We start from the raw sequence: 26,376 nt of genomic DNA, 5'->3' as shown, positions 1-26,376 counted from the left end.
CATCTTCAACTATTCATCAACTCAATAATTTGCTCAGCTAATTCTGGCGTTGCGGCTGATAGCAAGCTTCCCGCAAACATGGCTTGCTTACGCTGTCCATTTAATGCACAAACTTCCCCGCCCGCCTCTCGGATACACGGAATAAGTGCCGCACTATCCCAAGGTTTCATAATGGTATCAATCGCACCATGAATGCGACCGCTGGCAACCATGGCATGCTGATAAGCGTCATTAGCAAAAATGAAGTCCCTTGCTTGGCCCACAACCGCATCCAAATGATAAATTTGCGACCCTTCTCGGGAATTATAATTACTATTATGAATGCCTGATGCGCTTACCACTGCTTCTGATAATGATTTAGGCGATTGGCTTTCGAGTTTAAGCTGTCTTGGAGCCTGACTAGCTGTTTGCACCCAGCACCCTTCCCCTTGTGAGGCAAAGTAGAGTGTGGATATCGCGGGAAAACTAATCACACTAAGTAATGGTTCCCCATTTTCCACATAAGCAATTAACGTACTAAATAACGGCACTCCATAAATAAATGCACGCGTACCATCAATCGGGTCAATTACCCAACCAGAACTGAATTGCTGCTCACCGACAAAGCCAAACTCCTCACCTAAAACAGCGATATTCGGTGTTTTTTGTGCAAAGAATGCCCTAATTTCTTCTTCAACTCGGGTATCCGTTTCCGTAACTACGGAACGATCGGGTTTATAATCAAACTTTCCCGCTCCTTCAAAAGCGTCTACTGTCATGGTTTTGACTAATTTAGCGGCTTCGAGTGCAATATTTAACATGACCAAGCTCCTCATTGAAAAAGAAAATGAGTATAACGGATAGGTTATGGAATAAAGGCGCTAAAATGCCTTATCGACCAGAGATAAAGCACCAATACAACCTAAATTTGTTTAAGAGAAACTTCACCAAATGTCATAAATACCAAAGTGTGCCCCGCAATTCCACGGTACACCCCTTGCTGATTATTGAGTTCGCAAGCCAATGCCGTTAATTGCCATGCGTCATACTCTTCGATTTGACTAATGCGGGCGGTTAATAATGCATTGTCTTTCCGCTCGCCATAAGCTTTCACCGCGATTGCATCTTGTGTTAAAGCGCTGTCGATAGAACTGTTTGCCCAGCTCCACATCCAACTGCCTTGGCTTTGGTCATAAGTACCAACAATTTGAACGGGCGCTGTTACCATTATATTGTCAGGCGCATGAAAAATAATGGTTCCTTCGTCTTGGTTCACTGACCAATCGGCTTCATCTAATTTCCATGTATCACAATGAAATTGGTTTTTGGCCTGTAACGCATTCATGCTACGTTCAATTAATGCCTCATAAGGCATTTGTTCTATTTCATTATCCATTTATTACCCAATATTTTTTAATGCGTTGATAATCAACTGCCAAAATTTATGATGGTCTAATTTAACAGCAACTTGAGTATGGCAATTTTCAGGCGCAGGATGGCGGAAGTCAGCCACCGTCATGCCTAACGTGTGCGTCCCAGTCAGTTCAATATTTACAGGCACTTTTTGTGTGGTCATTACGTTAGGGTCAATAACATAAGCAACCGCACAAGGGTCGTGTACTGGCGGAGCATCAAAGCCTTGAGCTTGCTTGTACATTTTCCCAAAAAAATCCAGTAGTTCGACGACAAATTGTGAACAATCACTGCCAATCGCAGCAATTTGTTTCACTACATCAGGAGTTGCTAGCGCTTGATGGGTAAGGTCTAAGCCCACCATGGTTAACGGCCATTTTTCATTGAAAACAATATGAGCCGCTTCTGGGTCAATTTTGATGTTAAATTCAGCTACCGCACTCCAATTCCCAACATGATAGCCCCCTCCCATCAGCACCACTTCTTTAACTCGTTCGACAATGCGAGGCTCAAGACGAGCAGCAAGCGCAATATTCGTTAATGCGCCAGTAGGAACTAAAGTTACCGTTTTAGGCGGGTGAGACATAATGGTTTCGATAATCAGTGAAACTGCATGTCTTTCATCAAGCTTCAATGTTGGTGTCGGTAATACAGGCCCATCAAGCCCTGATTCCCCATGAATATCAGGCGCAACTTCAATTTCCCGAACTAAAGGGCGTACCGAGCCTGCGGCAAATGGAATACCGCTAATCTTCGCCATTTCAGCGATAGCTAGTGCATTATGAGTGACTTTTTCGAGGGTTTGATTACCAGCAACGGTTGTTACCGCCAATAACTCAATGTCAGGGTTACCATAAGCCAGTAATAACGCGATAGCATCGTCATGGCCGGGGTCACAATCGAGGATTATTTTTTTGCTCATACCTTACCTTATTAAAATTGGAGTCAGAAATGGCACTGACCCCAATTTAACCAGCTAGCAAGGTAAAATCTATGCTTAATATCTGAATACTTAGAAATTTATTTTAAAACATGCGCATAGACACGTTTTTTCTCACCTTCATTTTTCGAAATATACACACCTTGTAACTCAGGAGCAAAGCCCGGTAATGCATTAATACCCGTTTCTAGTGCTTTGAAATAACGCAGTACTGGCCCCGACCACACTTCCCCAGGTACGACACACAATACGCCCGGTGGGTACGGTAATGCCCCTTCAACGGCAATACGCCCTTCCAATTCATCTAATGGCAATAATTCACAGTTACCACGAATAAACTCTAAATGTGCCTGTTGAGGTGCCATTTTCACTTCTGGGAAGTGAGCTTTACGGAACATCTCTTTTTGCAGCTGTTTAATATTGTCATTAACGCTGAGTTGGTGCATCTCTTGGCATAAACGGCGTAATGTATAGCCCTGATAATGGTCTTGATAACGCTGATAAACCGAAGGCAATACATCTTCTAATAACGCATCTTCATCCAGTAACTGTTCGAAACGGACTAAATGGGATACTAGCAGTTCCAGTTTTTCACGGGTTTCTGCGGGTGTTAACAAAAATAAAATTGAATTTAAGTCACATTTTTCAGGGATCACGCCGTGTTCACGTAAAAAATGCGCCAAAATCGTCGCAGGCACGCCAAAAGCGTCATATTCTCCACTTTCGACATCAATACCTGGCGTCGTTAGCATCAATTTGCAGGGGTCAACGAAGTATTGGTCCTGTGCATAGCCATCAAACGCATGCCAACGTTCTTGCGGTATGAAGTTAAAGAAGCGTTGCTCAGCAGCGATTTGCTCTGTTGGGTATTCGTGCCATAACTTGCCATCAACGATTTCAGGAACAAAAGGCTTAAAATAACGGCAGTGCTGAAGTATCGATTTTCTTACCTCAATCCCCACTTTCACGCAGTCCATCCACATCATTTTGCCTGCATTACCTTGGTGAATACGTGCATTGACATCTAAAGAGGCAAACAAGGGATAAAATGGGCTCGTCGAGGCGTGCATCATAAAAGCATTGTTGAGTTTTTTGTGTGAAACAAAGCGCTCTTGCCCCTTGATGTGGTTATCTTTTTTATGGATTTGTGACGCTTGTGAGAAACCAGCCAGTTGTTTATGAACTGACTGAGTCACCATAATACCGGGGTCATTTTCATTTAATTCCAATAGTAATGGCGAGCACTGGCGCATCATTGGAATAAATTGTTCATACCCCACCCACGCAGAATCAAATAAAATGTAATCACACAAATGGCCAATTTTATCAACCACTTGCCTTGCGTTATACACAGTACCGTCATAAGTTCCAAGTTGGATCACCGCTAAGCGAAATGGCCGTTGGGCTTGTGCTTTTTCAGGCATCACTTCTTGGATAAGCCCACGTAAATAACTTTCATCAAAGCAGTGCGCATCAATACCGCCAATAAAGCCAAAAGGATTACGTGCCGTTTCTAAATAGACCGGTGTTGCCCCCGCCTGTATCAGCGCCCCATGGTGGTTTGATTTATGATTATTACGATCGAACAAAACTAAATCACCCGGTGTTAATAACGCATTTAGCACGACTTTGTTGGATGATGAGGTGCCATTTAAGACAAAATAAGTTTTGTCCGCATTGAAAACTTTCGCGGCAAATTTTTGTGCCTCTTTCGCTGCGCCCTCGTGGATCAATAAATCGCCCATTGCCACATCGGCATTGCATAAATCGGTACGAAACAGGTTTTCACCATAAAATTGATAAAACTGCTCCCCTGTTGGGTGGCGACGGAAAAATTGGCCGCCTTGGTGCCCCGGACAGGCGAAAGTCACATTATGGCCCGCAGCATAATCCATCATTCGAGCAAAAAATGGCGGTAATAACTGCTCAAGGTACTGATTTGCAGCATCGAGCAATTGACGACTATTTTCTTCACGAGCAGCCGGGGCTGGCGGTAATAGCGCCGTTAAATAAGGTGGTAAATTTTCATCGGTTGGCAGCTGTTTATCACTAATGATAAACAGCGGAATACTCAGCTGACTCTCAACAACTCTTTCCCACAGCCCTTGGTTGGCATCTTGTTCAGATAGCACGACAGCGGCAATATTGTTTAACTGTGCATCGCGAATATCTACCCACTGAAATTCATTAGTGAAATAGATTGCGACCCCCTGGCTACATGCCACATTGATTTTGTTCATAGCAGTCTGGCTCTTAGTTAGCTGAGGAAAAGAGGCGGACAATATACTTGATAGATCAGGGAATTGAAATGACTAGCATGGTAAGAAAAGAGGGCAAGATTTGGAAAGTCGAATATATTTTATAAGCCACTGGTTAATAGCATAAAAATTCTATCTCATCACACCCCACTCCCCCATACTTCAGGCCGTCATAAAGATAATAAAAAGATAAATTAACCAATTAACCCTGTGAACACCACAAATTAATCGGTCAATTTATCCGTAATGGGACGTTAGTTGTTTTTTTCCACATACAAAGTCTGTGATGGGAATGCAAAGTCAGCATCGTGGCGTTTAACTATCTCAATGATCTTCAAATACACCGCTTGCTGTGCGGCTAGCCATTCAGCCCAAACCGTTGTTTTGGTAAAGCAATACACCATAATATTTAACGAAGAGTCGGCAAAAGCATCGAAATAAACTAATAAGGTTTGGCTGGTATCGATATTCACATCTTGTTGTAACATCGTGCGGATATCATCGACAATAGCTCCAATTTTGTCTGAATCTTCGTAACGCAAACCAATTTCAGTTTTGATACGTCGGTTAGTCATGCGCCCCGGGTTTTCCACACTAATAGAAGAAAAAACCGAGTTGGGAATGTATAGCGGACGGTGGTCAAACGTAATAATTTTAGTGATCCGCCAGCCGATTTCAACCACCGTGCCTTCAATGTTTCTATCCGGTGAGCTGACCCAATCGCCAATATTGAAGGGCCGGTCAAAGTAGAGCATTAACCCAGAGAAAAAATTACTCAGGATATCTTTACCGGCCATACCGATAGCAATACCGCCAATCCCGCCAAACGCCATCAAACCAGAAAGGCTCATCCCAAAATGCTCGCCAAACAGCAGTACCATAATGACAAATATCGCTGTTTTAAACACGCGGGCAACAATACGTGCCGAAGTGGGGTCACTGCCTTTTTTAATCTGTGCTTTTTCTAGTCGGTTCGCTAGTTGGAACAGTTTTCGCATTAAAATCAATGCAATCAATGAGATGGTAATAAAATTAACCAGAGAAGTGGAAATAAAGGTTAAATCAAAATCTTTTGCGGCCATGTCTACATATTGAGCAATAACAATAACCACGCCACACAGCACAACAGTTTGAATCACATTGATCAAAATACTTTTACGCTTATGTTTATGCTTACGGCGTTTATGTACAATCTCAAAAGCTAAATAGATTGCGAGAAAAGTCGCAATTAAGGTCATACCAATCGCATATTTTTCAAGTAATGCTTCTATCATTTCTAACCGCCCTAAAATTTACCTGATAGATCTTATTTTTATTTGTTTTACTGTGTATTGTTTTTCGTTATCTTGTTATTAAGATAACAATTATAAAGATAATTTTCCCAATAATTATCAGGTACTTTTTAGATTATCCAATAATGAATAACAACCTATTTTCCCCAAATGATAAAGAAATAAAAAATGTCCATGCGCTTAGACCATACCAACAGTATAACTATTTTGTCGGTAAAATCGCTGACTGGGAACAGGTATGGAGCCTCGGTGATGGGAAAAATCTCGTTACCGCATGGAATGATGAAAAATGTCTTTTTCTCCCCCTATGGCCTGCCAAAGCATTTGTTGAGTTGTGTTTAACGGGTGAATGGGCAAATTTTACGCCAATACTATTTACCCTTAAACACCTGATGACAGAAATTCTGCCTGATATGCATGAAGCAAATATTAAGGTTGCATTGATGATGCAGTCTGATGGGGAAAAAACATTAGTTTATGATGCAGTGGCGCTTCTGCGCGATTTAGAAGAAGAATGTCAGCAATATGAGTAAAAGGCAGCAATGTGCTGCCTTTTTAAAGTAAAAAACTACTTTTCAACACCAGTAGTGACAGTAAATTCACGAGTTTGCCCTGCCTCTAACCAAATCAGTGTTTGGTTATTTTTCGCCGCAAGGAAACCTTCTGGACGACAAGTTGCAGGGAGTACAAATGCGCCAACTTTTTGGTCACCATTATACAAAATCCAACGAGTTGCATAATTTAGCTCATTAGATTTAAAACGCGTTACAAACGTATCTCCTGCGGGTGAAACCATTCTAAACTCAGGCGTTGCGGTATATTGGCTAAGATCATCCATAAAAAACACAATTTCAGGGTCACACATTTGTGGCTGATTAAGCTGATTTAATGTGACTTTGCCAGATTTCAACGCTTCATTAAATGCGAGCCATTTTTCAGTTGGCTGTACATGCCCCGGTATTGATTCACGCAATTTAATCGCATTTTCGGGGATATTTTGTGTCAATGTTGCATTCTCCACGTAAGCATAATTCATATGGCACATATATTGGAGAGGCATAGGCACCGATGCTAAATTGGTGACTGACATATGAATATCAAATAATGCACTATCTGAGTTTAATTGCACTGACGGTGTCGCACGATAATGATGACCAAAACCCATCACATACTCATATTCGCCGACGACTTTTAAACTTTCGCCAGTCAGTTCAAGCCAAGCGCTATCCATTGCTGCACAAGGCATTTCCCCATGTAATGGATGTGAATCTTCTGGAGAAGGGCAACCATTACTGATTAAACCTGAATGGAATGCAAAGCAACCGTAGGTTTCAACTACCGTTGGAACCAGTTTTGGCGCTGAAAACATATTTTCCATTTTCAGATTTTGGCCACAAAATTGTGCATCCCAAATCATTTGTCCTAAAAAAGGTAAAATCGTTAAATACCCTTGCTGATTTTCAATTCGTAGCCCTTCCACGCCAGTTTGGTAACGAAATGCAGTGGCAGTAAATTGGTTATTTTTTAAAATAAGCGTCGGGTTTTCCGTAAATAAGCTTTTGTGAAGAGGTATCAATGTATTCATTTTCATACTCACGGTTTAATAAGATAAATGGAATTGGGTAGCTCACACTACCCAATTTGAGCACTATTTTGCAGCTTGTTTGGCTTTAAAGCGGCGTTCACCAACGAAGTAAATACCGACATACACGAAGCACAGCATGGAAACGAGGAATGAAAGTTGTAATGAGTGCAGCATATCTGCGACATAGCCTTGAACGGCAGGAACAACCGCAGCACCGACAATCGCCATCACAATGACCGCCCCAGCCATTTCGGTATGCTCATTATCAACGGTATCCAAAGTACCTGCATAAATGGTTGCCCAGCAAGGTCCAAACAAAATACTCACCATGACCGCTGCATACACCGCAGTGAAACTCGGAATAAACGCAACATAAATCAGGAACAACGCCCCAATCACCGAGTAGATAATTAGGACTTTTTCTGCATTAAAGCGAGTCATTAGAATATTGGCGATAAACTTCCCAATAAAGAAACAGGCAAAGCTATACACCATAAAGTTTGAGGCATCGCGTTCGTTAATATCCCCCATCTCTAATGCGAGACGAATGGTAAATGACCACACAGCCACTTGCATACCGACATATAAAAATTGGGCAATAATTCCTTTTCTAAAGCGACTATTTTTCGCTAAATATTTTAAGGTTTCTACTGCGGTTGGGCGTTTATGATCTTGAGTTTCTGCCACTTTACATTTAGGGAACTTGGTAATAAGGAATAAGATCATTACCACAACCAATACCATAATCATATAACGGTAAGGTTCGAGGGTATTTTCCAACATGGCTAAACGGAATTCATGAATTTGTTCCGCATTCATTCCTGCCATTTGGTTTTGTAAGCTATCCCCCTCGGAAAATACCAGATACTTACCTAGCAAGATCCCGCCCGCTGCGCCAATTGGGTAGAAAGTTTGGCTAATATTTAAACGCAATGTCGCGTATTGTTTAGGCCCTATCATTGAGCTATATGTATTTGCTGCGGTTTCAAGGAAGCTTAAACCAATCGCAATGGCGAAAATAGCTGCCAAGAACATGGTGTAAGTCGCCATATGAGACGCAGGGAAGAACATACTGCAACCCGCGATGTATAGGATCAGCCCCACCATAATGGCATATTTATAACTGGTTTTTTTGATCACTAACGACGCTGGAATAGCGATTAAGAAATAACCACCATAGAATGCACTTTGCACTAAAGCAGAGGCGAAGTTACTGAGTTCAAAGACACTTTTAAACTGTGTGATTAAAATATCATTTAATGCTGCTGCACATCCCCACAATGGGAACAGGCACGATAGTAGGATAAATTGGAATAGAGGAGTCTTACTCAGGTAGCCATCCGGTAACTGAGTGATGTTCTTAATGTTCATAGTAACCCTTATATTTTTATAATTTATACCCGATGAGTGGCTATGCGGCTCTGATGACCACTTAATTATTCAAAGGGTATATAGCTACGTTGGACTATTATTATTTAGCTATTCATTAGCTGTGTTGATTTGCACAAATTCATTAAATTGCTCAACACTTGGATAAGAAGATTGAGTCCCTTTCCCTGTCACACTGAAGGCCGAAAACATCACTGCTTTTTTCAGTGCTTCTTCAATATTCCCCGTATGGACATAGTAATGAGAGAAACAGCCGATAAAGGCATCCCCTGCACCACTGGTGTCAATGGCATTCACTTTAATTGCGGGTATATGTAACTCACTGTCGCGAGTCATCCATAGCGCCCCTTTATCGCCTAATGTCACAATGACATTTTTTAACCCTTTATCCAGCAAAGACTGTGCGGCGCGACGAATGTTATCCATCGTGTCTACTGGCATATTGGTTAAAATTTCTAATTCCGTTTCATTAGGTACAAAGAAATCACATCGGCAAGCAAAATCGAGATCGAGCGTACGTTGCGCTGGAGCTGGGTTAAGCAACACTGGGATCCCATGTTTATTGCCGAATGAAATTGCGTGATAAACCGTCTCAAGCTGGACTTCTAATTGCAGGACGATCAATTTACATTTTTTCAGATCTTCCGCTGCGCGATCGATATCTTCAGGTGATAAAAATTTATTCGCCCCTTTGACGATCAAAATGCTATTTGATGAATTTTGATTAACAAAAATAGGCGCGACACCACTTGAGGTACAAGGTACTTTTTCCACATAACGAGTGTTAATACCGTAAGACTCAAGATTGCGGATCGTATTATCTGCAAAAATATCATCGCCGACTTTGGTTAACATGATCACTTTTGAATTTAACTTAGCAGCAGCAACCGCTTGGTTCGCACCTTTACCACCGCAACCAATTTTGAAAGCTGGCGCTTCTAACGTTTCGCCTTCTTTTGGCATTTGATCGATATAAGTGATCAAATCAACCATGTTTGAACCAATAACTGCTATATCCATAATGTCCCTCGTGTTAAATAAATCACATAATGATATGATAGTAACATTATCATGTTGCAAAAATATCATTTGTGATTAGGATCTCGAATAACGAATGATCAAGTGTTATATCTACCACATTTCCTCATTCTTTGTTGTCTCTCCCACATTTATATAGGAAAGTTGAAAATGCAAGACTTAGCAAAATATATTGATCACACTTTACTTGCTGCGAATGCGACTGTCAGCGATATTACTAAACTGTGTACGGAAGCTGCAGAACACCATTTTGCCTCTGTATGTGTGAACACAGGTTATGTTCCTTTAGCCAGCGAACTTTTAAAAAACAGCGACGTTAAAGTTTGCTGTGTGGTAGGCTTTCCACTAGGGGCATGCTTAACTGAAGCCAAAGCATTTGAAGCCGCAGAAGCTGTCCGCCGTGGCGCTGATGAAGTCGATATGGTTATCAACATTGGCATGCTAAAAAGTGGCGACTTAGACTTTGTCCGTCGTGATATCGAAGCGGTATTTGCAGCTTGCGGCAAAGCAACATTAAAAGTTATTTTAGAAAACTGCCTATTAACTGATGAAGAAATTACACAAGTTTGTGAAATTTGCCGCACAATTAAAGTCGGTTTTGTGAAAACTTCAACAGGTTTCAGTACAATGGGTGCAACAGAGCACCATGTCGCCCTGATGCGTAAAGTGGTTGGTGATGAAGTCGGTGTAAAAGCCTCCGGTGGTGTGCGTGACCGTGAAACCGCAATTAAAATGATTGAAGCTGGCGCAAACCGTGTAGGTGCCAGCGCGAGTGTAGCAATTGTCACAGGAACGGCGACCAAGCCGAGTGACTACTAAGTGATGGGGCGCGGTCTAACCGCGCCAATTTTGTGCATTTAAAAAGGATTGTAGGGTGATAGAAACTAAACAAAAAGAACGCCTTCGCCGTTTAAGTGAATGTTTAAAACGTTCAGGACGCATTCATTTAAAAGAAGCCGCTAGAATACTCGAAGTTTCAGAGATGACTATCCGACGAGATCTCAGCGCAGACACAGAAGGCCCCATTCCTATGTCACTCCTTGGCGGCTATATTGTTTCTGTTACCCAACCAGCCAACTTAGCTACCCAAGAGCCGCAAGCCGATGTTTTTACCCCTGACCAAACCGAAGAATTATATATCCCTAATCTTGCCGCTAGTATGGTGACAGAAGATGATGTGATTTTCTTTGATAATGGCATTGAAATGGCCACCTTGATTTCACTCATCCCCGAAGAGATTAATTTCACTGGCATTTGTTACTCACATAACGTTTTTCTCGCCCTTAGCCAAAAGAAAAATGCCACCGCACTTTTATGTGGTGGGGAGTATCGCCCTAAAAGTGATTCTTTTTACAACCCTTCACTCCCTTCATTACTTGATTCAATCAACCCTAAAAAAGCCTTTATTTCAGCGGCTGGCGTGCACGGAAATTTTGGCGTAACTTGCTATAATCTCGATGATTTACCAATGAAGAAAAAAGCGATGGAAAAATCTATCCGTAAGATTTTACTCGCCCCTTATAACCTGTTCGATGAAGTCGCGACCGCCAATATGGGGGAATTATCACAATTTGATGTGATAGTCACAAATAGGCAGCTTTCTGATGAATATGAAACATATTGCCGTAATGGCTTTGTGAAAGTAATTTATTAAAATCGCCAATAGATTTAGCGGACAATATCTTGCCCGCTAACATTAAATCTTCACGGTTAAATAGTCTTCTGCGATTTCTGTTGCAGGGAACACCGATTGGCACTCTGCAAGCAATCTTGGTATATCCTCGCTCACGTAGCGACCACTAATATGGGTAGCGATAAAACGCTTAACCCCTGCCGCGCGTGCTAGCTCAGCCGCTTGTACCGTAGTCGAGTGGCCACGCTCATTGGCTTTTTGAGCAAATTCAGCCTCTAAGGTGGTTTCATGGATCATCACATCGGCATTTCTCGCAAGCTCCAGTGCTTGTTCTGTCGGTTGAGTATCACCAAAAATCGCAACGACTTTACCGGGAATAGGCTCACCAAGGTAATCAGCCCCATTCACGACTCGCCCATCATCAAGAACAATGGTTTCACCCGCTTTAAGCGCTTGCATCCAAGGGCCGCGAGGAATATTGTCATTGGCTAATTTGACTGCGTCTAATGCACCACTTTTTGGATGTTCTTCAATACGATAGCCGTAGCACTCAACACGGTGGTCAAGAGCATAAGCCGTCACAATTAACTCCCCATCATCAAATAACTGCCCAGCTTCAATTTCAACGATTTCCAACGGGTATGTCATATAAGACACACTCACGGCTAATACCGTTTCAATATAGTGTTTTAACCCTTTTGGACCATAAACAGTCAGTAGGTCTGTTGCCCCACCCATTGAGCGGCTACATAACAAACCGGGGAGACCAAAAATATGGTCGCCATGTAAATGGGTAATAAATATTTTCTCAATTTTTGGCGTTTTAAATGGGCTATTTAAAATGCGATGTTGTGTCCCTTCTCCACAATCAAATAACCAGTAGCTTTTACGGATACCGACTAAATTTAATATCATACTGGTGACATTGCGCTCTTTTGTCGGCACCCCAGCACTGGTTCCTAAAAATGTTAACTCCATAACTTCCTCATCTAATTTGTTGTTTTTATTATGGTAAGATTTTTTCCAATAAAAAAATCATTTATTTTAATCTGTATAGTATTCCGTATTTTTTGATTATCAACCAAAGCCAGTTATTCCAAATATTTCCAATATACAAATCGTATTTCCATATTCATCCGATCAATTCACAAGCACTGATCATTGTCTGCCCTGAAAATAGCAATATTAATGTTGATATCAGGAATATGTTCGATGAATCCCCCTTCGTCAAAATTGAAACCTAAACTACCGAACAGTTTGCTCCTCTCTACGGCAATTTGGTCTACGGCTATTTTGCCAATGGTGCCAAGTTATGCCCAAATCGTCCATTTAGACGATTTACCTACACTCGGTGGTCAGGCCATTCAATTTGAAGGAACCCAACCTGAAGATAGTACTGAACGTTTTTTAGCGGAATATGGACAAAATGCCGCAAACTTTGCTTCTGAAGAAAAAAACACCAAAAATCTGGCAGATATGGCACAAGATTACGCTCGCCATAAAGCCGCAAATATGGCGACGGATGAAATAACACATTGGTTATCCAAAGCCGGTAATGCCAGGCTAAATATTAATCTCGATAAAAAATTGTCAATTAAGACATCTCAATTAGATTGGTTAGTACCTTGGTATGAACAACAAGATTTGTTGTTATTTTCTCAGCACAGTATTCACCGCACTGATGGCCGGCTACAGACCAATAACGGTATTGGTTTACGTCATTTCCAACAAAATAGCATGATGGGGGTAAATGCTTTCTTTGATCATGATTTATCCCATTACCATTCGCGCTTAGGGCTTGGTGTGGAATATGCTCAAGATTACGTTCGAATGAGTGCGAATAGCTATTTGGGACTATCGACTTGGCGCAGTGCATCCGAATTAGCCGATGATTATAACGCACGCCCCGCCAACGGCTGGGATATTCAACTTGAAGGTTGGCTATCCACGTATGCGAATTTAGGTGCAAACCTAAAACTGGAACAATATTACGGAGATGACGTCGCTTTATTTGGCAAAAATGAGCGCCAGAAAGACCCAATGGCGGCTACCGTCGGCGTCAATTGGTCTCCATTTCCCCTGCTCGCAATAAATGCAGAACATAAAATAGGCAATAGTGGAACAAATGAGACAAATGCAAAAGTGGCGTTTAATTGGTTGCTAGGAAGGAGCTTAGCGCAACATCTTGATACTTCGGCGGTAGCGGCCACTCGCCATATTTCCAGCAATCGTTATGATTTTATTAACCGTAATAACAACATTGTGTTGGAATACCAAAAGAAAAGCTTAATTTCATTATCATTACCGAAAGTTATTCAGGGTATGACAGGAGAAGAACTTTCTATTATCCGCAATTTAACCACGAAATACCCGCTAGAAAAAATAGTGATAGAAGCCCCTGAATTGATAGCCGCTGGGGGGGAAATACACCTTAATGGCAGAGAAAGTTCAGTAAAACTACCGTCTTATAAAATTGCCAATCATTCATTTAAAAACTCACAACTCAATCTTTATCGCTTAACCGTGACGGCTTATGACACTAATGGAAATGTCTCACCACAAGCAGAAACGTTAATTGAAGTTACCAACACAGGCGCTCTCACTATCACCCATAAGAATACCGCAAAAAGAAATAATGCTGTCGCTGATGGTAAAAATACAAATATATTCACTGTAGTAATTAAAGGTACTCTTGGCCACCCAGTACCCAATGCGAAAGTCAATTTCACATTGCCTGCAAATCTTAATTCTATTAATCAAAAAAATACGGGATATTATTCATTACTTAATCATTTTATGTGGAAGGCTCAGGCAGAAAAATCAGTTTCTGACCAATCCCATAGCATCATCGCTAACAGTAAAGGTGAAGCTTCCATTCAATTTACTAGTTTGGTATCAGGAAGTTATGCAATAAAAGCAAATATTGAGCATGGTACAGAAATTAATGAAATATATAACTTTAAATCCGATATTAGCCAGTCATTTATTGGTAGCATCGATATCATTCAAAACAATGCAGTGGCAGATGGGATCAGTAAAAACAAAATTAAACTGCATATTGTGAATAATAGCCGACAAAGCATCGCAGGAGCACACGTTCACTTTGAAGCAGCAAATGCCATTATCTCACCAATTAAATTGACTGATGAATATGGAAATACAGAATTAGAAATCAGCAGCTTAGTCGAAGGTTCTATAAATATCATTGCCACCCTGAATGGCGATAGTCGAACAATACAAGTTAACTTTCTAAGAGATGGATCTGCGATAAATATTCAGCCAAGTATTGGGACTCTTTTTAAATCTACAGTAAATGAGCAAAATAGGCCTACACGCACACCGTTAAGTTTGCTAAGGGAGCTATATCAAAATATGGGATAACACTGCTAACAATAAAATAGACTTAATTTAACTGCTCTTTCAGCGTCACAATTTGCCCCTTAATAGGGGCTTTCTACTATAAATTTTTTCAACCGTTCCCCTTCAACCCATCCCAATCCAACCCAAATTTAGCGAGATACTTTCGCAGCCTATCTGCATCATTGGGCTGTTTTTTATGTTGCCGCGAAACGGCAAACAGCTCACGCCCCGCTTCGGAAAGGGTAGATGAACGGCGACAAACTTCCAGCACTGTTGCCAGCTGTTGCTGGTCGAATAAATCAATTTCACCAATTTGCTTTGGTAATGTATTGGTTGATTTTGACTGCCATTGGGCTTGCAAACGGCCAATTTCTTCTTCGGCCACCGCTTTAGTAATACGCCCGCGTTCGGCAAACGTTGCCATCCGGCTAATGGATGCACCCAACTCACGAAAATTGCCACGCCACAGGGCCTGAGGGGAACAGGCAAACTTCACATACACATTGCGAGCTTCGCTATCAAAACGAATTTGGCTTTGTTGCTCTTGGCAAAATTTGGCTAATTCATAATCAATATTCGGTTCGATGTCTTCACGGCGGTCACGCAAGCCCGGTAACGCAAACGTCCACATATTGATACGGGCAAATAGGTCTTCACGAAATTTGCCCTCCTCCACTTGCTGCGCCAAATTACGGTGAGTCCCTGCAATTAATTGAAAGTCACTGTGAATTTCTTCATCTGAACCATAAGGGAAAAAGCTTTTTTCTTCGATGGCTTTCAATAGCATTGCTTGCTCATCTAGCCCAAGTTCCGCAATTTCATCGAGAAATAAAATACCGCCATCCGCTTCTTTCAGTAACCCACGCCTTGGGTTGATTGCCCCTGTGAATGCCCCTTTTACATGGCCAAACAGCGTTGACATAGCGTTATCACCACGCAAGGTAGCGCAGTTTACTTCCACAAAGCGCCCTTTAACTTGGTGGCGACTTTCACGTAGTTGATAAATTCGCCGAGCTAAGAAAGACTTCCCCGCCCCCGTTGGCCCATTGAGTAAAATTGGGGCTTTAGAGCGTAGTGCGACGCGTTCGATTTGCTCAATCATGGTATTAAATGCCGCGCTGCGGGTGGCAATACCCGATTTTAAAAACGAAACCTGCTGTTGCTGCTCTGTTTGGAAACGGCTGGTGATATGGGTATAACGGCTTAAATCAAGGTCAATCACGGTATGAATGCCGATAGGGTCTTTTTCTCGCCCTTTTTGGCTCGGTGAAGTTTGAATTAATTTGGCTGGTAAATAATGAGCTTCCGTTAATAAAAACCAACAGATTTGCACCACATGGGTACCCGTAGTGATATGTACAAGATACTCTTCATTATCAGTATCAAATTGATAATGCGAAGAAAAATCCATTAATGAGGTATAAACCTCTTCAAAATCCCACGGGTCAGCAATATCCACCTCATGCAGTACCACTTCCGTATTGGGAGAAGCTTGTTCAATATCCTCTTTCACCCGGTGCGCCATGCCATAGTCATTCACCTGATGCAGTAATTCAAAACGACCAATATCCAAATCAGGCTGTTGGCAAAGACCAACCGTTGGCCGCCATTTTGTCCAGCGATTGGCTTTTTTGCCTCTTCTATCGAGTACTGTGCCCAATACACCAATCACAACCTTACGTTTCTTGCTCATAGTATTTATATAAATTTATAAGTTACGATATAAAAAGATAATAAATAGCATAATCCATTTACCACGCCAATGTTACCCACTTTTCTCTTAATATTATTTTTTACTTATTTTTCAATGCAGTAAAATTATTTATTTCATTTTTAAAAAAGTTGGCACGCTTCTGGCAATACTATATTCATCCACTGCCGGAAATTGTATGAACTGCAAGTTCAACCGGTGCAGACATGGTGACTTAGCCACTACATGGTCTGTATGCCGCCGTCAGGAAGATACCTTGGTAATAGCCTAGCTATCAGGTTCGACTCCTGAAAAAAATACAAATCCAACTGTATAAAACTAAGCAGAAGTTAAGCTTAAAACCGCCACTCGAGAGCTTTGCCGAGTGATGAGCAGAAATTTAGACAGCCAATTTTGGCACTCTACTTTTCCCCTCACCACTTCGCTTTTTTCTTCAGTGCCGGATAAATATTGAAAAAGGAAAAATAATGAAAAAAATAAATATCGCTCAAGGACAAATCGCACTAACCTCAAAAAATGGGGATTTTAAACAATTACTGACTGCGGGTGAGCACCATTTAAACGATTGGTTCAATCGATTGACTGTGTCATTGTTCACACTTGATAACGAACCTATTGATGAAAAACTAGCAGACCACTTACGCCAATTTCACCCTGATTGGGTTGATGACCACTGTATTGACATCGCTTTGACTGATGACGAGATTGGTTTTATTTACTTGCACAATAGTTTGACAGAAATATTGCCACCAGCGACCCGTCGGTTGTATTGGAAAAATGGCAATAATTTAAAAGTGGAGCCGCAGTCGCTAGAAAATAGCGTTATTGACTCTGCATTCGTTGCACGTCTGATGGGTAAAAAACGCATTAAAGGCAATGAGTTGGCCTTGATTAGCCAAGTACCTGCATGGCATGTCGGTATGTTAAAAATTGATGGTGAGATACAAGATTTATTACAACCGGGAACTTACGGTTATTGGAAAATCAACCACAAACCGGAAGTTGAGATAATAGACACCCGTTTACAATCATTAGAAATTAGCGGACAAGAGATTTTAACCAAAGACAAAGTCACATTACGCATCAACCTGTGCGCCAACTGGCGCTATCACGATATTTTACTGGCGTTCTCAAAATTGAGTCAGCCTGTAGAGCATTTATATCGTGAATTGCAGTTTTCAATACGAGAAATCGTGGGGACTCGAACCTTAGATGAACTATTAGAAAACAAACAATTAGTCGATGAGCTGATGTTAGCTCAAGTCGCGCAATGCGTGGTTGAATTTGGCCTAGAAATTGACAGTATCGGTGTAAAAGACATCATTTTGCCGGGAGATATGCGCACTATTTTATCCCAAGTCGTTGAAGCCGAAAAATCGGCACAAGCTAACGTGATCCGCCGCCGCGAAGAAACTGCCGCGACTCGTTCACTGTTAAATACCGCAAAAGTAATGGAAAACAACCCGGTTGCATTGCGTTTAAAAGAACTTGAGACCTTAGAAAGTATCGCACATCGAATCGACCAAATTTCCGTTTACGGTGGATTAGATCAAGTATTAAACGGATTGGTAAAAATTAAGGAATAACAATGAATAACAATAAATTTAATCAATTAATTCAAGAAAATGGCGTGCCGGTAAAAATGTGGACCAACGGCGTGCCTGTAGACCCGAAAGCGGTAACACAACTACAAAACACCGCTAAAATGCCGTTTATTTTTAAGCACCTTGCGGTAATGCCTGATGTACACGTTGGGAAAGGTTCGACGATTGGAAGTGTGATACCAACCAAAGGGGCCATTATTCCTGCTGCAGTCGGCGTGGATATTGGTTGTGGAATGATTGCCGTGCGAACGTCCTTAACCGCATCGGATTTGCCGGATAGCTTGCAAAACATCCGTTTTGCTATTGAGTCGGCGGTTCCGCACGGTCGAACTACACATCGACATGGACGTGATAAAGGGGCTTGGCATCGTACACCAGATATTGTCGATACCCACTGGGCACACTTGGATGAAGAGTTCAAACGTATCTGTGATAAGTACCCAAAACTGCGTGGAACCAATCATTACAACCACTTAGGAACATTGGGAACGGGAAACCACTTTATTGAACTGTGTTTGGATGAACAAGACCGCGTGTGGGTAATGCTACATAGCGGGTCACGTGGTGTAGGAAACGCGATTGGTAATCTGTTTATCACATTAGCGCAAAAAGATATGCAACAGCATATCGCCAATTTGCCGGATAGAGACCTCGCGTATTTCGAAGAAGGAAGCGTGCATTTTAATGACTATATGGAAGCGGTAGGTTGGGCGCAGGACTTTGCTCGCCATAACCGTGAAGTGATGATGCACCGCGTTCTGGAAGCACTATCACGCGAAATTCCAAAACCGTTTATCACAGAGCAAGAAGCCGTAAATTGCCATCATAACTATGTGCAAAAAGAGCAGCACTTTGGTGAAGAAGTACTGGTAACCCGAAAAGGTGCCGTGTCGGCTCGAAAAGGCCAAATGGGGATCATTCCAGGGTCTATGGGAGCCAAAAGTTTTATCGTGCGCGGTTTAGGTGACGAAGAAAGTTTTTGCTCCTGTAGCCACGGTGCAGGCCGTGTAATGAGCCGAACAGAGGCCAAAAAACGTTTCTCAGTCAGCGACCAAAAAATGGCGACCGCCCATGTTGAGTGCCGAAAAGATAGTGATGTGATTGACGAAATACCGATGGCGTACAAAGACATCGATGCTGTAATGGCTGCGCAATCATCACTGGTAGAAATTGTTCATACCCTACGCCAAGTGGTGTGTGTGAAGGGTTAAAGATAAAAAGTAACAGGAGAAAGCATGGAAACTGACCATGAAAGTGTATCCGTGCTGATGAAAGAACGGATAGGTAAAACACTCAAAGAAATAGAAGAAACTCATCACGTTAAAATATTATTTGCGTGTGAGTCTGGAAGTCGCGGTTGGGGCTTTGCCTCCCGCGACAGCGACTATGATGTTCGATTTATCTATGTTCACAAACTTGATTGGTACCTAACACTGGATAAAAAACGCGATGTGATAGAAAAACCGATTGATGATGAGCTAGATGTGTCGGGTTGGGAACTGTCCAAGGCATTGAAATTAATGCGTAACTCAAACCCTGCATTAATAGAGTGGTTGCATTCACCCATTGTTTATTTTAAGGATGAGGCATTTTTTACTCAACTGGAGCAACTGGCTGCGCAATTTTATTCACCATTAAAATCACGCTATCACTATTTATCAATAAGTAAGCGTAATTTACATACTGACTTTAAAAGTGAGTGCGTTAAACTGAAAAAATACCTTTATCTGCTGCGTGCGATATTAGCCCTGCGTTGGATAGAAGTAAGCAAGAGTATGCCACCAATGGCATTTTCTGAATTAGTCGCGGCCACAGTTACCGATAACAAGGTACTTGCAGAGATAGATGAATTGCTGGTTATTAAGCACCAAGCGGTTGAAAGTGATTATGGTGCGAGGCGCCCAGCTATTGATAAGCTCGTTCTGGAAGTCATAGCCAATGCAGAACGCATGCAATTTCCTGAGCCCGCTTGCCGTGACAGCCGATTATTAGACGAGTTCTTGCGTACAATTGTGCTAGCAACTAATTGACTATCATGATTAAAAAAAGACCATCAGAACATTTTTGATGGTCTTTTTCTTTAATAATATTAAATAATTAACAATAAAGCTTATTGCCACCTAGATTTTTATAAATGAGAGTTTGGATCCTGTGTATGATGTAATACCGCCAGCACTTCAATGCCTTCAAGCGCTTTTCGATAATAAATAATATGGCTTTCAACAGGGAAGCTAAAGACGCCCAAATACAAATCTTCACTACGATCACGACCAAGGGATGGCTGTCGGGCAAGTATGTCTGTCATTGTTACTCGTAATGAGTTGGCATAAGCTTCGGCAACATTAACTCCCCAACGACGCATAGAATAAAGCTTGATTGAGCGGATATGCTCTCTTGCTTTATGAGTAAACCTAACGCTCATCCTTAAGCCTTATTTTCAAGTTCGTCCATGGTTAGCGGGGCAAATACATCATCAATGCTATGAAATTCACCGCGTTCTGCTTGTGCAATAGACTCCGCCAAAACCGTTTTTAGGCTCTGTAATTTTAATTGCATAAGCTGGTCATATTCGTCCGGAGAGATAACAACAGCAACACGTTTACCGTGCTTGCTTATTTCAACAGGTGCACGTTGAACTTTCATCAATAAATCACCAAATTGATTTTTAGCAACTTGTGCTGAGATAGTTTCCATACATCACCTACAATATAAAGTAGCTTGAATGCCCATTATAGCCAAAATGGCTTAAACTAGCAATATTTCAAAAATATCGTTCATCTTGAAACGACCATTTTTTAGACAAAAAAATAGACCATCAGAACATTTTTGATAGTCTTTTTTCAAAGGCAATGTCAAACACGAAAGAAAAACGGATTTATCGCCAGTTCGGGTTTTTGATAATGGAATATTTACCCGCACCTAAAAATGCCAATGCGATACCACTCAAGAAGAAATACACAATACTTTCAATCGCCCATGCACCTGTTTTATCAAGCACGAATGTTTTATCTAGCCCAATCATCAGCCATGCAATCACCATAGTGAAGGCAACTAATAATGCAGATGGGCGAGTTAAAATCCCTAAAATAATGAAAATAGGCGCAACAACTTCACCTAAAATTGTTCCATAAGCGATAAATTCAGGTAAGCCATAAGAAGCTAGCAGCGCTTTAATACCACTCGCCCCTGTCATTAATTTACTCATACCATGAAATAACATGAGCCCACCGACGGAAAGACGTAATAACAACCTGCCAGCATCTTCATGGGACAACAAACGATTTAATAAATTGACCACTTTATACCCCCTATGGATATCCAAAAACATCATTAAGTAGTATGACTTAAAAATGCATTATGGCTTAGAAAGGTAAAGTAAGAATCATTTTAATTTGCATTTATTATAACTAAATCAATTTTCATTTAATTAAATTTTGTTAACTTTTCACCCATTCAAATATTACGTTTAATTAACCATTAAAAGGTCAAATATACTGAACAATATTATATACATGACCTTACAGTAACCAGCGCTAATTCCGTTAATGCGTTATAAAATGGGCTACATGTTGTTCGATTTAATTGCTGAGAAAACTGGGGTAACCAACTCCCCAAATGGTCATTTAGCAATTCTTTTAATGCTGCCTCCCTGACTTGTGAAGCCAAAACTGCCGCTTGAAATAACATTAAACCAACATGGTCAGAAGGCTCTGGATAACGCGTCTGAATTTTTAAACGCTCTCGTTGTAAAAACTCGCTCAGCGCCAGTGTCGAAGAGCCCTGTAATACGCCTTCAGGGTCGAGGTATACCGAGCCCCATGGCGGAGCAGGTAATGCTTCAGGCCCAATAAATAAATTTGTCCACTGAGTATGCAGCGTCGCTATTTCGATGCTTAGCGATGCCGAGATGCGTTCGCTAAGCTGAGTACTGATTTTACAAGGCCACTGAGATGCAAAGTCATTTAGCTTGAAGAAACTTATCGCATAATGGCTTGCATCATCATTTGGAGAAAATAAATAGCAAGTGCCTAAGATATTAAACGCTGCTGCATAGTGTGAAAAATGGATCATAAAAAAGGTAATTTCCTAAGCGATAAACTGTTATTTATTTACAGATGAATAGTATAGAAACAGTAACGCAGCATAAATTCAGCAATTATGGCAGCCGCAAAACCCACCACTAAATACCCTTTGCTGCTCGAAGTCATAACCCCACTCGCAGTCTGTCGCATATGGCGAAATAATCCATATCCCAATAAAATCACCGCCAGTATTCCAACTACCCAGCTAGTGATACGCAGCGACCAAATCCTTTGGTAGGCATGAATAGAGTCGATAGGAAATGTAATCGATTCATTATGATAACTCGTGCTAACTAAGTAATTTTCATAGGCAGGTTGATAAGCTAAACGGGCTAATAAGCTAATGCCAATAACCGTCCATAGCACCCATAACCCACGCGTTGAGACTTGAGCCGCTGGCGATCCTGCATGAAAACACAATAACAAATTGATTAATAAATAATACCCAGCAGCTCCCGCAGTTAACATCGTGCCGTAGAACATCAAATAAGTATTATCATTCATCCACGTTAACATTGATGTATAACGATAAATTGAAGCCATGGCATACACATCACATAACCCAGCAATGATAGCCAAACCAAGCAGCAGAAATGACAATTCCTTTTTGAACCATAGCCACAAAAAAGTCAGCCCAAGAAAAGCAAAATAGGTCGCAGTCAAAACCACTTCACGGCTTAGCCACGATGAAAAGATATTCAACAAAGAATTAGGCGCATTCAAAGGAACCCCTAAGTGGGTGATTGAAGACAATAAACCTACCCCCGCAAATACACAGGCAACAAACACGTATTGCTGCAAAAATTGTGTATTCGTTTTATGAGGTAAAGCCGCTGATAATTTTTTTGCGAAAAGCGCTAACATCACACTCAACCCGATGGATGTTTGCATTAAAAATGTGAATAATAACAATGGCCACTCATTCATTTGGCTTCTCCTTGTGAGTTTTGAGTGCGGCCAGCCCCAAGATGTGGGTGGATCACTAAATTGGGATGCGTAATCGATGAGTCCGGTAACCCACGGACATCCGCCAGCTCGCCATAACGTTGTCTGAGTTCATCTATTGGGCCGAACTGAATGGCCCCTAATGGGCATGTGGCGACGCAGACGGGTTGCTCCCCTTTTAGTTGCAGGTCGATGCAAAAATCACATTTCGACATTTGTTTGGTTTCAGGGTTCATTTGCGGTGCGCCATATGGGCAAGACCAAGCGCAAGTTCCACAACCTACGCATTTGTCTGTATTGACCATCACGATGCCATCCCCTTCACGCTTGTGCATCGCCGTTGTCGGGCAGTTTTTCACACACATTGGGTCGGCGCAGTGGTTGCAGGAAATGGATAACGTATAAGCAAAGACGTTATTCACCAGTCCTCCCGTACCATTTTCAATAAACTCACCGCCAGCGACTTCGTATACGCGACGATATTTGCGCCCCACATCAAGATTATTTTTGTCTTTACAGGCAACTTGACAGGCTTTACAACCTGAGCAACGTGCAGAATCAATATAAAAACCAAGCTGTTTGCTGCTTATCGCGGGATAAACGTGAAATTTACTCATGCTTTGCTTACCTCCACCAATAAGGTTTGATGGGCATTTCCATGTGCCATTGCTGTGCTACGGGCTGATGTTAAAACGTTAGCGCAACCACCTTGGTCAACGCCATTTTCATCAGGTTGCCACCATGCTCCTGCTTGTAAAGCCACCACTCCGGGCATAATCCGCTGGGTGATTTTGACGGGCACCATAGTGATACCGCGGTCGTTATTCACTTTGACGCGCTCTCCATCCGTGATATTTCGCCGTTTGGCATCAATTGGGTTGATCCACAACTCTTGGCGCTGCACTTCTTGTAGCCACGGGTTAGCAAATTGCGTTGAATTGGCACGATTACGACCTTTCCAAGTGATTAATTGCAATGGATAGCGGGAAGCTAGTTCATCTTCTGGTCCTTCAATGGCAGGCACATAATGGGATAACGCAGGGATATCCACATCATTGCGTTCATAAAGACGCTGAGAGAAAATCTCAATTTTTCCAGATGGTGTTTCAAACGGGTTATTCTCGATATCGTTAATATTTTTTTCGAAGGCGACATGGCCCACATGCGGTTTGTGTTTTAACAAATGGCGACGCTTAACCAGTAGCTCATCAAAAGTTGGAATGCCATCTTCTGGGCGTTTTTGATGAGCGTCATTGACTAAATACTCAATCCACTGTTTTTCTGTACGCCCTTCACTGAATTTCTCGCCAACGCCGAGTTTTTCAGCGACCTCTCGCAACCACTCATAGTCACTACGCCGCTCAAATTCAGGCTCAACGACTTTTTCCGATAAAATAATGTAGTTGCCCGTTCCCCATGTTCCCCCCACATTCCAGCGTTCTAAGAAGCTGGTTTCAGGTAGTAAAATATCGGCATACTTGGCGCTGGGTGTCATGTATAAGTCACTGTAAACGATAAACTCAACTTTACTTTCATCTTCCAGAACTTTAGCAGCATGCAAAATATCGGGGTTCTGGTTAGTCATATAGTTACCCGCCAACGAAAAAATCATTTTGATTTCCGTATCGAGTTTTTCCGCATTTTTCAAACCATTATTTGGCGTCACAAGGTCTTTGTTTTCACAAGCTTGCACCCAATTGGTGATATTGATTTTCGCTTTAACTGGGTTTTCAAATAGGCTCGGGCCCGCTAACGTTTTACGTAAATCAGGGGTTACTGCCATGCCATAGCCCGCAGCCCAGCCCCCTTTTACGCCTACATTTCCGGTAATTGTGGCTAACAGAGTGGCCCCTCTGGCGGAACGTTCACCACAGATGTGACGTTGAGGCCCCCAACCTTGTATTAAGGCCGCCGGTTTTGTATTGGCATATTCGCGAGCCAGTTGACGAATGGTATCAGCGGGGACTTTGGTGATAGGTTCTGCCCATTCAGGAGTTTTCACCACACCATCTTTTTTCCCCATTAAATATGCCACTAATGACTCATTTTCAGGGATGCCGTCGGGCATCTGGTGCTCATCAAAACCAATAGTGAATTTGTCGATAAAAGATTGATCATGCAGGCCTTCGCTGATGATCACATACATCATGGCATCCATCATCGCATTATCTGTTGTCGGCAAAATGGGGATCCACTGATCCGCTAATGACGACGCGGTATCCGAGTAACGTGGGTCGACAACAATAAATTTAGTGCCATTTTTTTTCATTTTTTGGAAATAATGATTCGTGTGACCAAAAATGGTTTCGTTCGGGTTATGTCCCCACAAGATCACCAATGGCGTATTTTCTAATGTGTCTAGCGTGCTACCACTTGCTGACGTGCCATAGGTATAAGGCGTAACCGCCATGGTATTGCCATTGCTCACTGAGTGGTAATTTTCTAAAAAACCACCCGTGATATTAAACAACCGACGCAACATATTGGCACCGGAGAAAATTCCCCCAGTCACCCCAGTGCTGAGGCTAACAAAGCGCGATGCAGGGCCATATTGGGCGTTGATGCGCTGCATGTTGTCAGCAATCAAGGTTGTCGCCTCTTCCCAGCTAATTCGCTCAAAGCGCCCTTCCCCTCGTTTGCCCACTCTTTTCATTGGGTATTTCAGGCGATTTGGGTGATAAACGAACTTCCGGTAACTGCGGCCACGCACGCAAGCACGCATGATGGGCATCTCTTCGTCTAAATCGGCATCTGGACGGGTACTAATTCGTGTCACCACGCCTTCTTTAACGTGTACTCGAATATCACATTTGCCACCACAGTCAAAACTACTGCAGGTGGAGACCACTCGCTCGCCTTCATTTTGCAGCGTTGTGGTTGGGATGATATTCGGGTTTTCTGCTGTTGATGCAACAGTGTTTGTCGCAATAAATGGGACAGCCATGAGTGCAGAGCTGCCTTGAATAAACCGACGACGGGTTAGGGGTTCAATCAGACTCTCACTATCCGCCTGATCGTAATAATTTTCCATGATAACTCTACCTCTGGCATACATTAAGTTGCCGCGATAGGGTAAACATTTCCCTGTTTATCAACTTTCGAAAACCTGCCAAACACATTGGAATTTCAGCCAACCACGGAAAACAT

The 26,376-nt window shown here is 42.0% G+C and carries 24 protein-coding genes; 7 read left to right on the top strand and 17 right to left on the bottom strand.

Features of this window, described 5'->3' with window-relative positions; translation table 11 throughout:
• Positions 1-5: 5 nt before the first annotated feature.
• The 5 genes from FVA72_RS02735 to FVA72_RS02715 all read right to left on the bottom strand — a co-directional run bounded on the left by FVA72_RS02735 (position 6) and on the right by FVA72_RS02715 (position 5,864).
• A complete protein-coding gene (locus FVA72_RS02735; protein WP_094961407.1) occupies positions 6-800 on the bottom strand; it encodes an inositol monophosphatase family protein in 795 nt (264 codons plus the stop codon).
• 101 nt (positions 801-901) lie between these two features.
• Positions 902-1,375, bottom strand: a complete 474-nt coding sequence (locus tag FVA72_RS02730; RefSeq protein WP_110592480.1) for a DUF6882 domain-containing protein — start codon at positions 1,373-1,375, stop codon at positions 902-904.
• A 3-nt stretch (positions 1,376-1,378) separates the two neighbouring features.
• A complete protein-coding gene (locus FVA72_RS02725) occupies positions 1,379-2,314 on the bottom strand; it encodes a nucleoside hydrolase (protein ID WP_096864600.1) in 936 nt (311 codons plus the stop codon).
• 98 nt (positions 2,315-2,412) lie between these two features.
• On the bottom strand, positions 2,413-4,572 hold the full coding sequence (locus FVA72_RS02720) for an ornithine decarboxylase (protein ID WP_110592481.1): 2,160 nt from the start codon (positions 4,570-4,572) through the stop codon (positions 2,413-2,415).
• Between the two features lie 272 nt (positions 4,573-4,844).
• Positions 4,845-5,864, bottom strand: a complete 1,020-nt coding sequence (locus FVA72_RS02715; protein WP_004260937.1) for a mechanosensitive ion channel family protein — start codon at positions 5,862-5,864, stop codon at positions 4,845-4,847.
• A 143-nt stretch (positions 5,865-6,007) separates the two neighbouring features.
• Between FVA72_RS02715 and FVA72_RS02710 the strand changes: the two genes are divergently transcribed.
• On the top strand, positions 6,008-6,415 hold the full coding sequence (locus tag FVA72_RS02710; protein WP_110592482.1) for a DUF2750 domain-containing protein: 408 nt from the start codon (positions 6,008-6,010) through the stop codon (positions 6,413-6,415).
• Between the two features lie 35 nt (positions 6,416-6,450).
• Here FVA72_RS02710 and FVA72_RS02705 read toward each other — a convergent pair whose 3' ends face one another.
• The 3 genes from FVA72_RS02705 to rbsK all read right to left on the bottom strand — a co-directional run bounded on the left by FVA72_RS02705 (position 6,451) and on the right by rbsK (position 9,876).
• Entirely contained in the window at positions 6,451-7,467 is a 1,017-nt protein-coding gene (locus FVA72_RS02705) for an aldose 1-epimerase family protein (protein ID WP_165119642.1), read from the bottom strand.
• A gap of 63 nt (positions 7,468-7,530) precedes the next feature.
• Positions 7,531-8,838: an L-fucose:H+ symporter permease gene (fucP, locus tag FVA72_RS02700; RefSeq protein WP_004260949.1), complete on the bottom strand. Its 1,308-nt coding sequence runs from the start codon at positions 8,836-8,838 to the stop codon at positions 7,531-7,533.
• A 108-nt stretch (positions 8,839-8,946) separates the two neighbouring features.
• Positions 8,947-9,876 (bottom strand): ribokinase, encoded by a 930-nt coding sequence (gene rbsK / locus FVA72_RS02695; protein ID WP_094961414.1) that lies wholly within the window; start codon positions 9,874-9,876, stop codon positions 8,947-8,949.
• Positions 9,877-10,044: 168 nt separating this feature from the next.
• Between rbsK and deoC the strand changes: the two genes are divergently transcribed.
• Together deoC and deoR are read left to right on the top strand one after the other, a co-directional pair.
• The gene (gene deoC / locus FVA72_RS02690) at positions 10,045-10,713 is read left to right on the top strand and encodes a deoxyribose-phosphate aldolase (RefSeq protein ID WP_096864595.1); all 669 of its coding nucleotides are present in this window, start codon (positions 10,045-10,047) and stop codon (positions 10,711-10,713) included.
• A gap of 55 nt (positions 10,714-10,768) precedes the next feature.
• A complete protein-coding gene (deoR, locus tag FVA72_RS02685; protein WP_004260957.1) occupies positions 10,769-11,548 on the top strand; it encodes a DNA-binding transcriptional repressor DeoR in 780 nt (259 codons plus the stop codon).
• Positions 11,549-11,590: 42 nt separating this feature from the next.
• Here the strand turns inward: deoR and rnz are convergent, their stop codons facing one another.
• Entirely contained in the window at positions 11,591-12,505 is a 915-nt protein-coding gene (gene rnz / locus FVA72_RS02680; RefSeq protein WP_110592484.1) for a ribonuclease Z, read from the bottom strand.
• A 234-nt stretch (positions 12,506-12,739) separates the two neighbouring features.
• Here rnz and FVA72_RS02675 point away from each other — a divergent pair, with 234 nt between their 5' ends.
• Entirely contained in the window at positions 12,740-14,908 is a 2,169-nt protein-coding gene (locus FVA72_RS02675) for an inverse autotransporter beta domain-containing protein (protein WP_165119640.1), read from the top strand.
• Positions 14,909-14,996: 88 nt separating this feature from the next.
• Here the strand turns inward: FVA72_RS02675 and rtcR are convergent, their stop codons facing one another.
• On the bottom strand, positions 14,997-16,580 hold the full coding sequence (gene rtcR, locus FVA72_RS02670; RefSeq protein ID WP_110592486.1) for an RNA repair transcriptional activator RtcR: 1,584 nt from the start codon (positions 16,578-16,580) through the stop codon (positions 14,997-14,999).
• A 485-nt stretch (positions 16,581-17,065) separates the two neighbouring features.
• Between rtcR and FVA72_RS02665 the strand changes: the two genes are divergently transcribed.
• From FVA72_RS02665 to FVA72_RS02655, 3 genes are read left to right on the top strand one after another with little or no spacing between them, the layout of a single operon-like run.
• Positions 17,066-18,184: a slipin family protein gene (locus FVA72_RS02665; protein WP_110592487.1), complete on the top strand. Its 1,119-nt coding sequence runs from the start codon at positions 17,066-17,068 to the stop codon at positions 18,182-18,184.
• Between the two features lie 2 nt (positions 18,185-18,186).
• Positions 18,187-19,413 (top strand): RtcB family protein, encoded by a 1,227-nt coding sequence (locus FVA72_RS02660; protein WP_110592488.1) that lies wholly within the window; start codon positions 18,187-18,189, stop codon positions 19,411-19,413.
• A 24-nt stretch (positions 19,414-19,437) separates the two neighbouring features.
• Entirely contained in the window at positions 19,438-20,232 is a 795-nt protein-coding gene (locus tag FVA72_RS02655; protein WP_110592489.1) for a nucleotidyltransferase domain-containing protein, read from the top strand.
• 98 nt (positions 20,233-20,330) lie between these two features.
• On the opposite strand, the gene FVA72_RS02650 is transcribed toward FVA72_RS02655, so the two are convergent.
• The 7 genes from FVA72_RS02650 to FVA72_RS02620 all read right to left on the bottom strand — a co-directional run bounded on the left by FVA72_RS02650 (position 20,331) and on the right by FVA72_RS02620 (position 26,260).
• Entirely contained in the window at positions 20,331-20,624 is a 294-nt protein-coding gene (locus FVA72_RS02650; RefSeq protein ID WP_110592490.1) for a type II toxin-antitoxin system RelE/ParE family toxin, read from the bottom strand.
• A 2-nt stretch (positions 20,625-20,626) separates the two neighbouring features.
• Positions 20,627-20,896: a type II toxin-antitoxin system Phd/YefM family antitoxin gene (locus FVA72_RS02645; RefSeq protein ID WP_110592491.1), complete on the bottom strand. Its 270-nt coding sequence runs from the start codon at positions 20,894-20,896 to the stop codon at positions 20,627-20,629.
• 181 nt (positions 20,897-21,077) lie between these two features.
• Positions 21,078-21,533 carry a DoxX family protein gene (locus tag FVA72_RS02640; protein ID WP_004260983.1) on the bottom strand — a complete coding sequence of 152 codons (456 nt, stop codon included), beginning with the start codon at positions 21,531-21,533 and terminating at the stop codon, positions 21,078-21,080.
• A 173-nt stretch (positions 21,534-21,706) separates the two neighbouring features.
• Positions 21,707-22,273 (bottom strand): molecular chaperone TorD family protein, encoded by a 567-nt coding sequence (locus tag FVA72_RS02635; RefSeq protein WP_094961423.1) that lies wholly within the window; start codon positions 22,271-22,273, stop codon positions 21,707-21,709.
• A 38-nt stretch (positions 22,274-22,311) separates the two neighbouring features.
• Complete coding sequence (locus FVA72_RS02630) at positions 22,312-23,211, bottom strand: dimethyl sulfoxide reductase anchor subunit family protein (protein ID WP_110592492.1); 900 nt, start codon at positions 23,209-23,211, stop codon at positions 22,312-22,314.
• On the bottom strand, positions 23,208-23,846 hold the full coding sequence (locus FVA72_RS02625) for a DMSO/selenate family reductase complex B subunit (RefSeq protein ID WP_110592493.1): 639 nt from the start codon (positions 23,844-23,846) through the stop codon (positions 23,208-23,210). Before FVA72_RS02625 ends, FVA72_RS02630 begins: the two co-directional genes overlap by 4 nt.
• The gene (locus tag FVA72_RS02620) at positions 23,843-26,260 is read right to left on the bottom strand and encodes a DMSO/selenate family reductase complex A subunit (protein ID WP_110592494.1); all 2,418 of its coding nucleotides are present in this window, start codon (positions 26,258-26,260) and stop codon (positions 23,843-23,845) included. Before FVA72_RS02620 ends, FVA72_RS02625 begins: the two co-directional genes overlap by 4 nt.
• Positions 26,261-26,376 lie beyond the last annotated feature (116 nt).

Source organism: Providencia sp. PROV061, assembly GCF_011045655.1.
Lineage (GTDB): Bacteria > Pseudomonadota > Gammaproteobacteria > Enterobacterales > Enterobacteriaceae > Providencia > Providencia hangzhouensis.
Note: the sequence above shows the minus strand (reverse complement) of the source record. Positions and strands in the feature narration are given on the sequence as shown.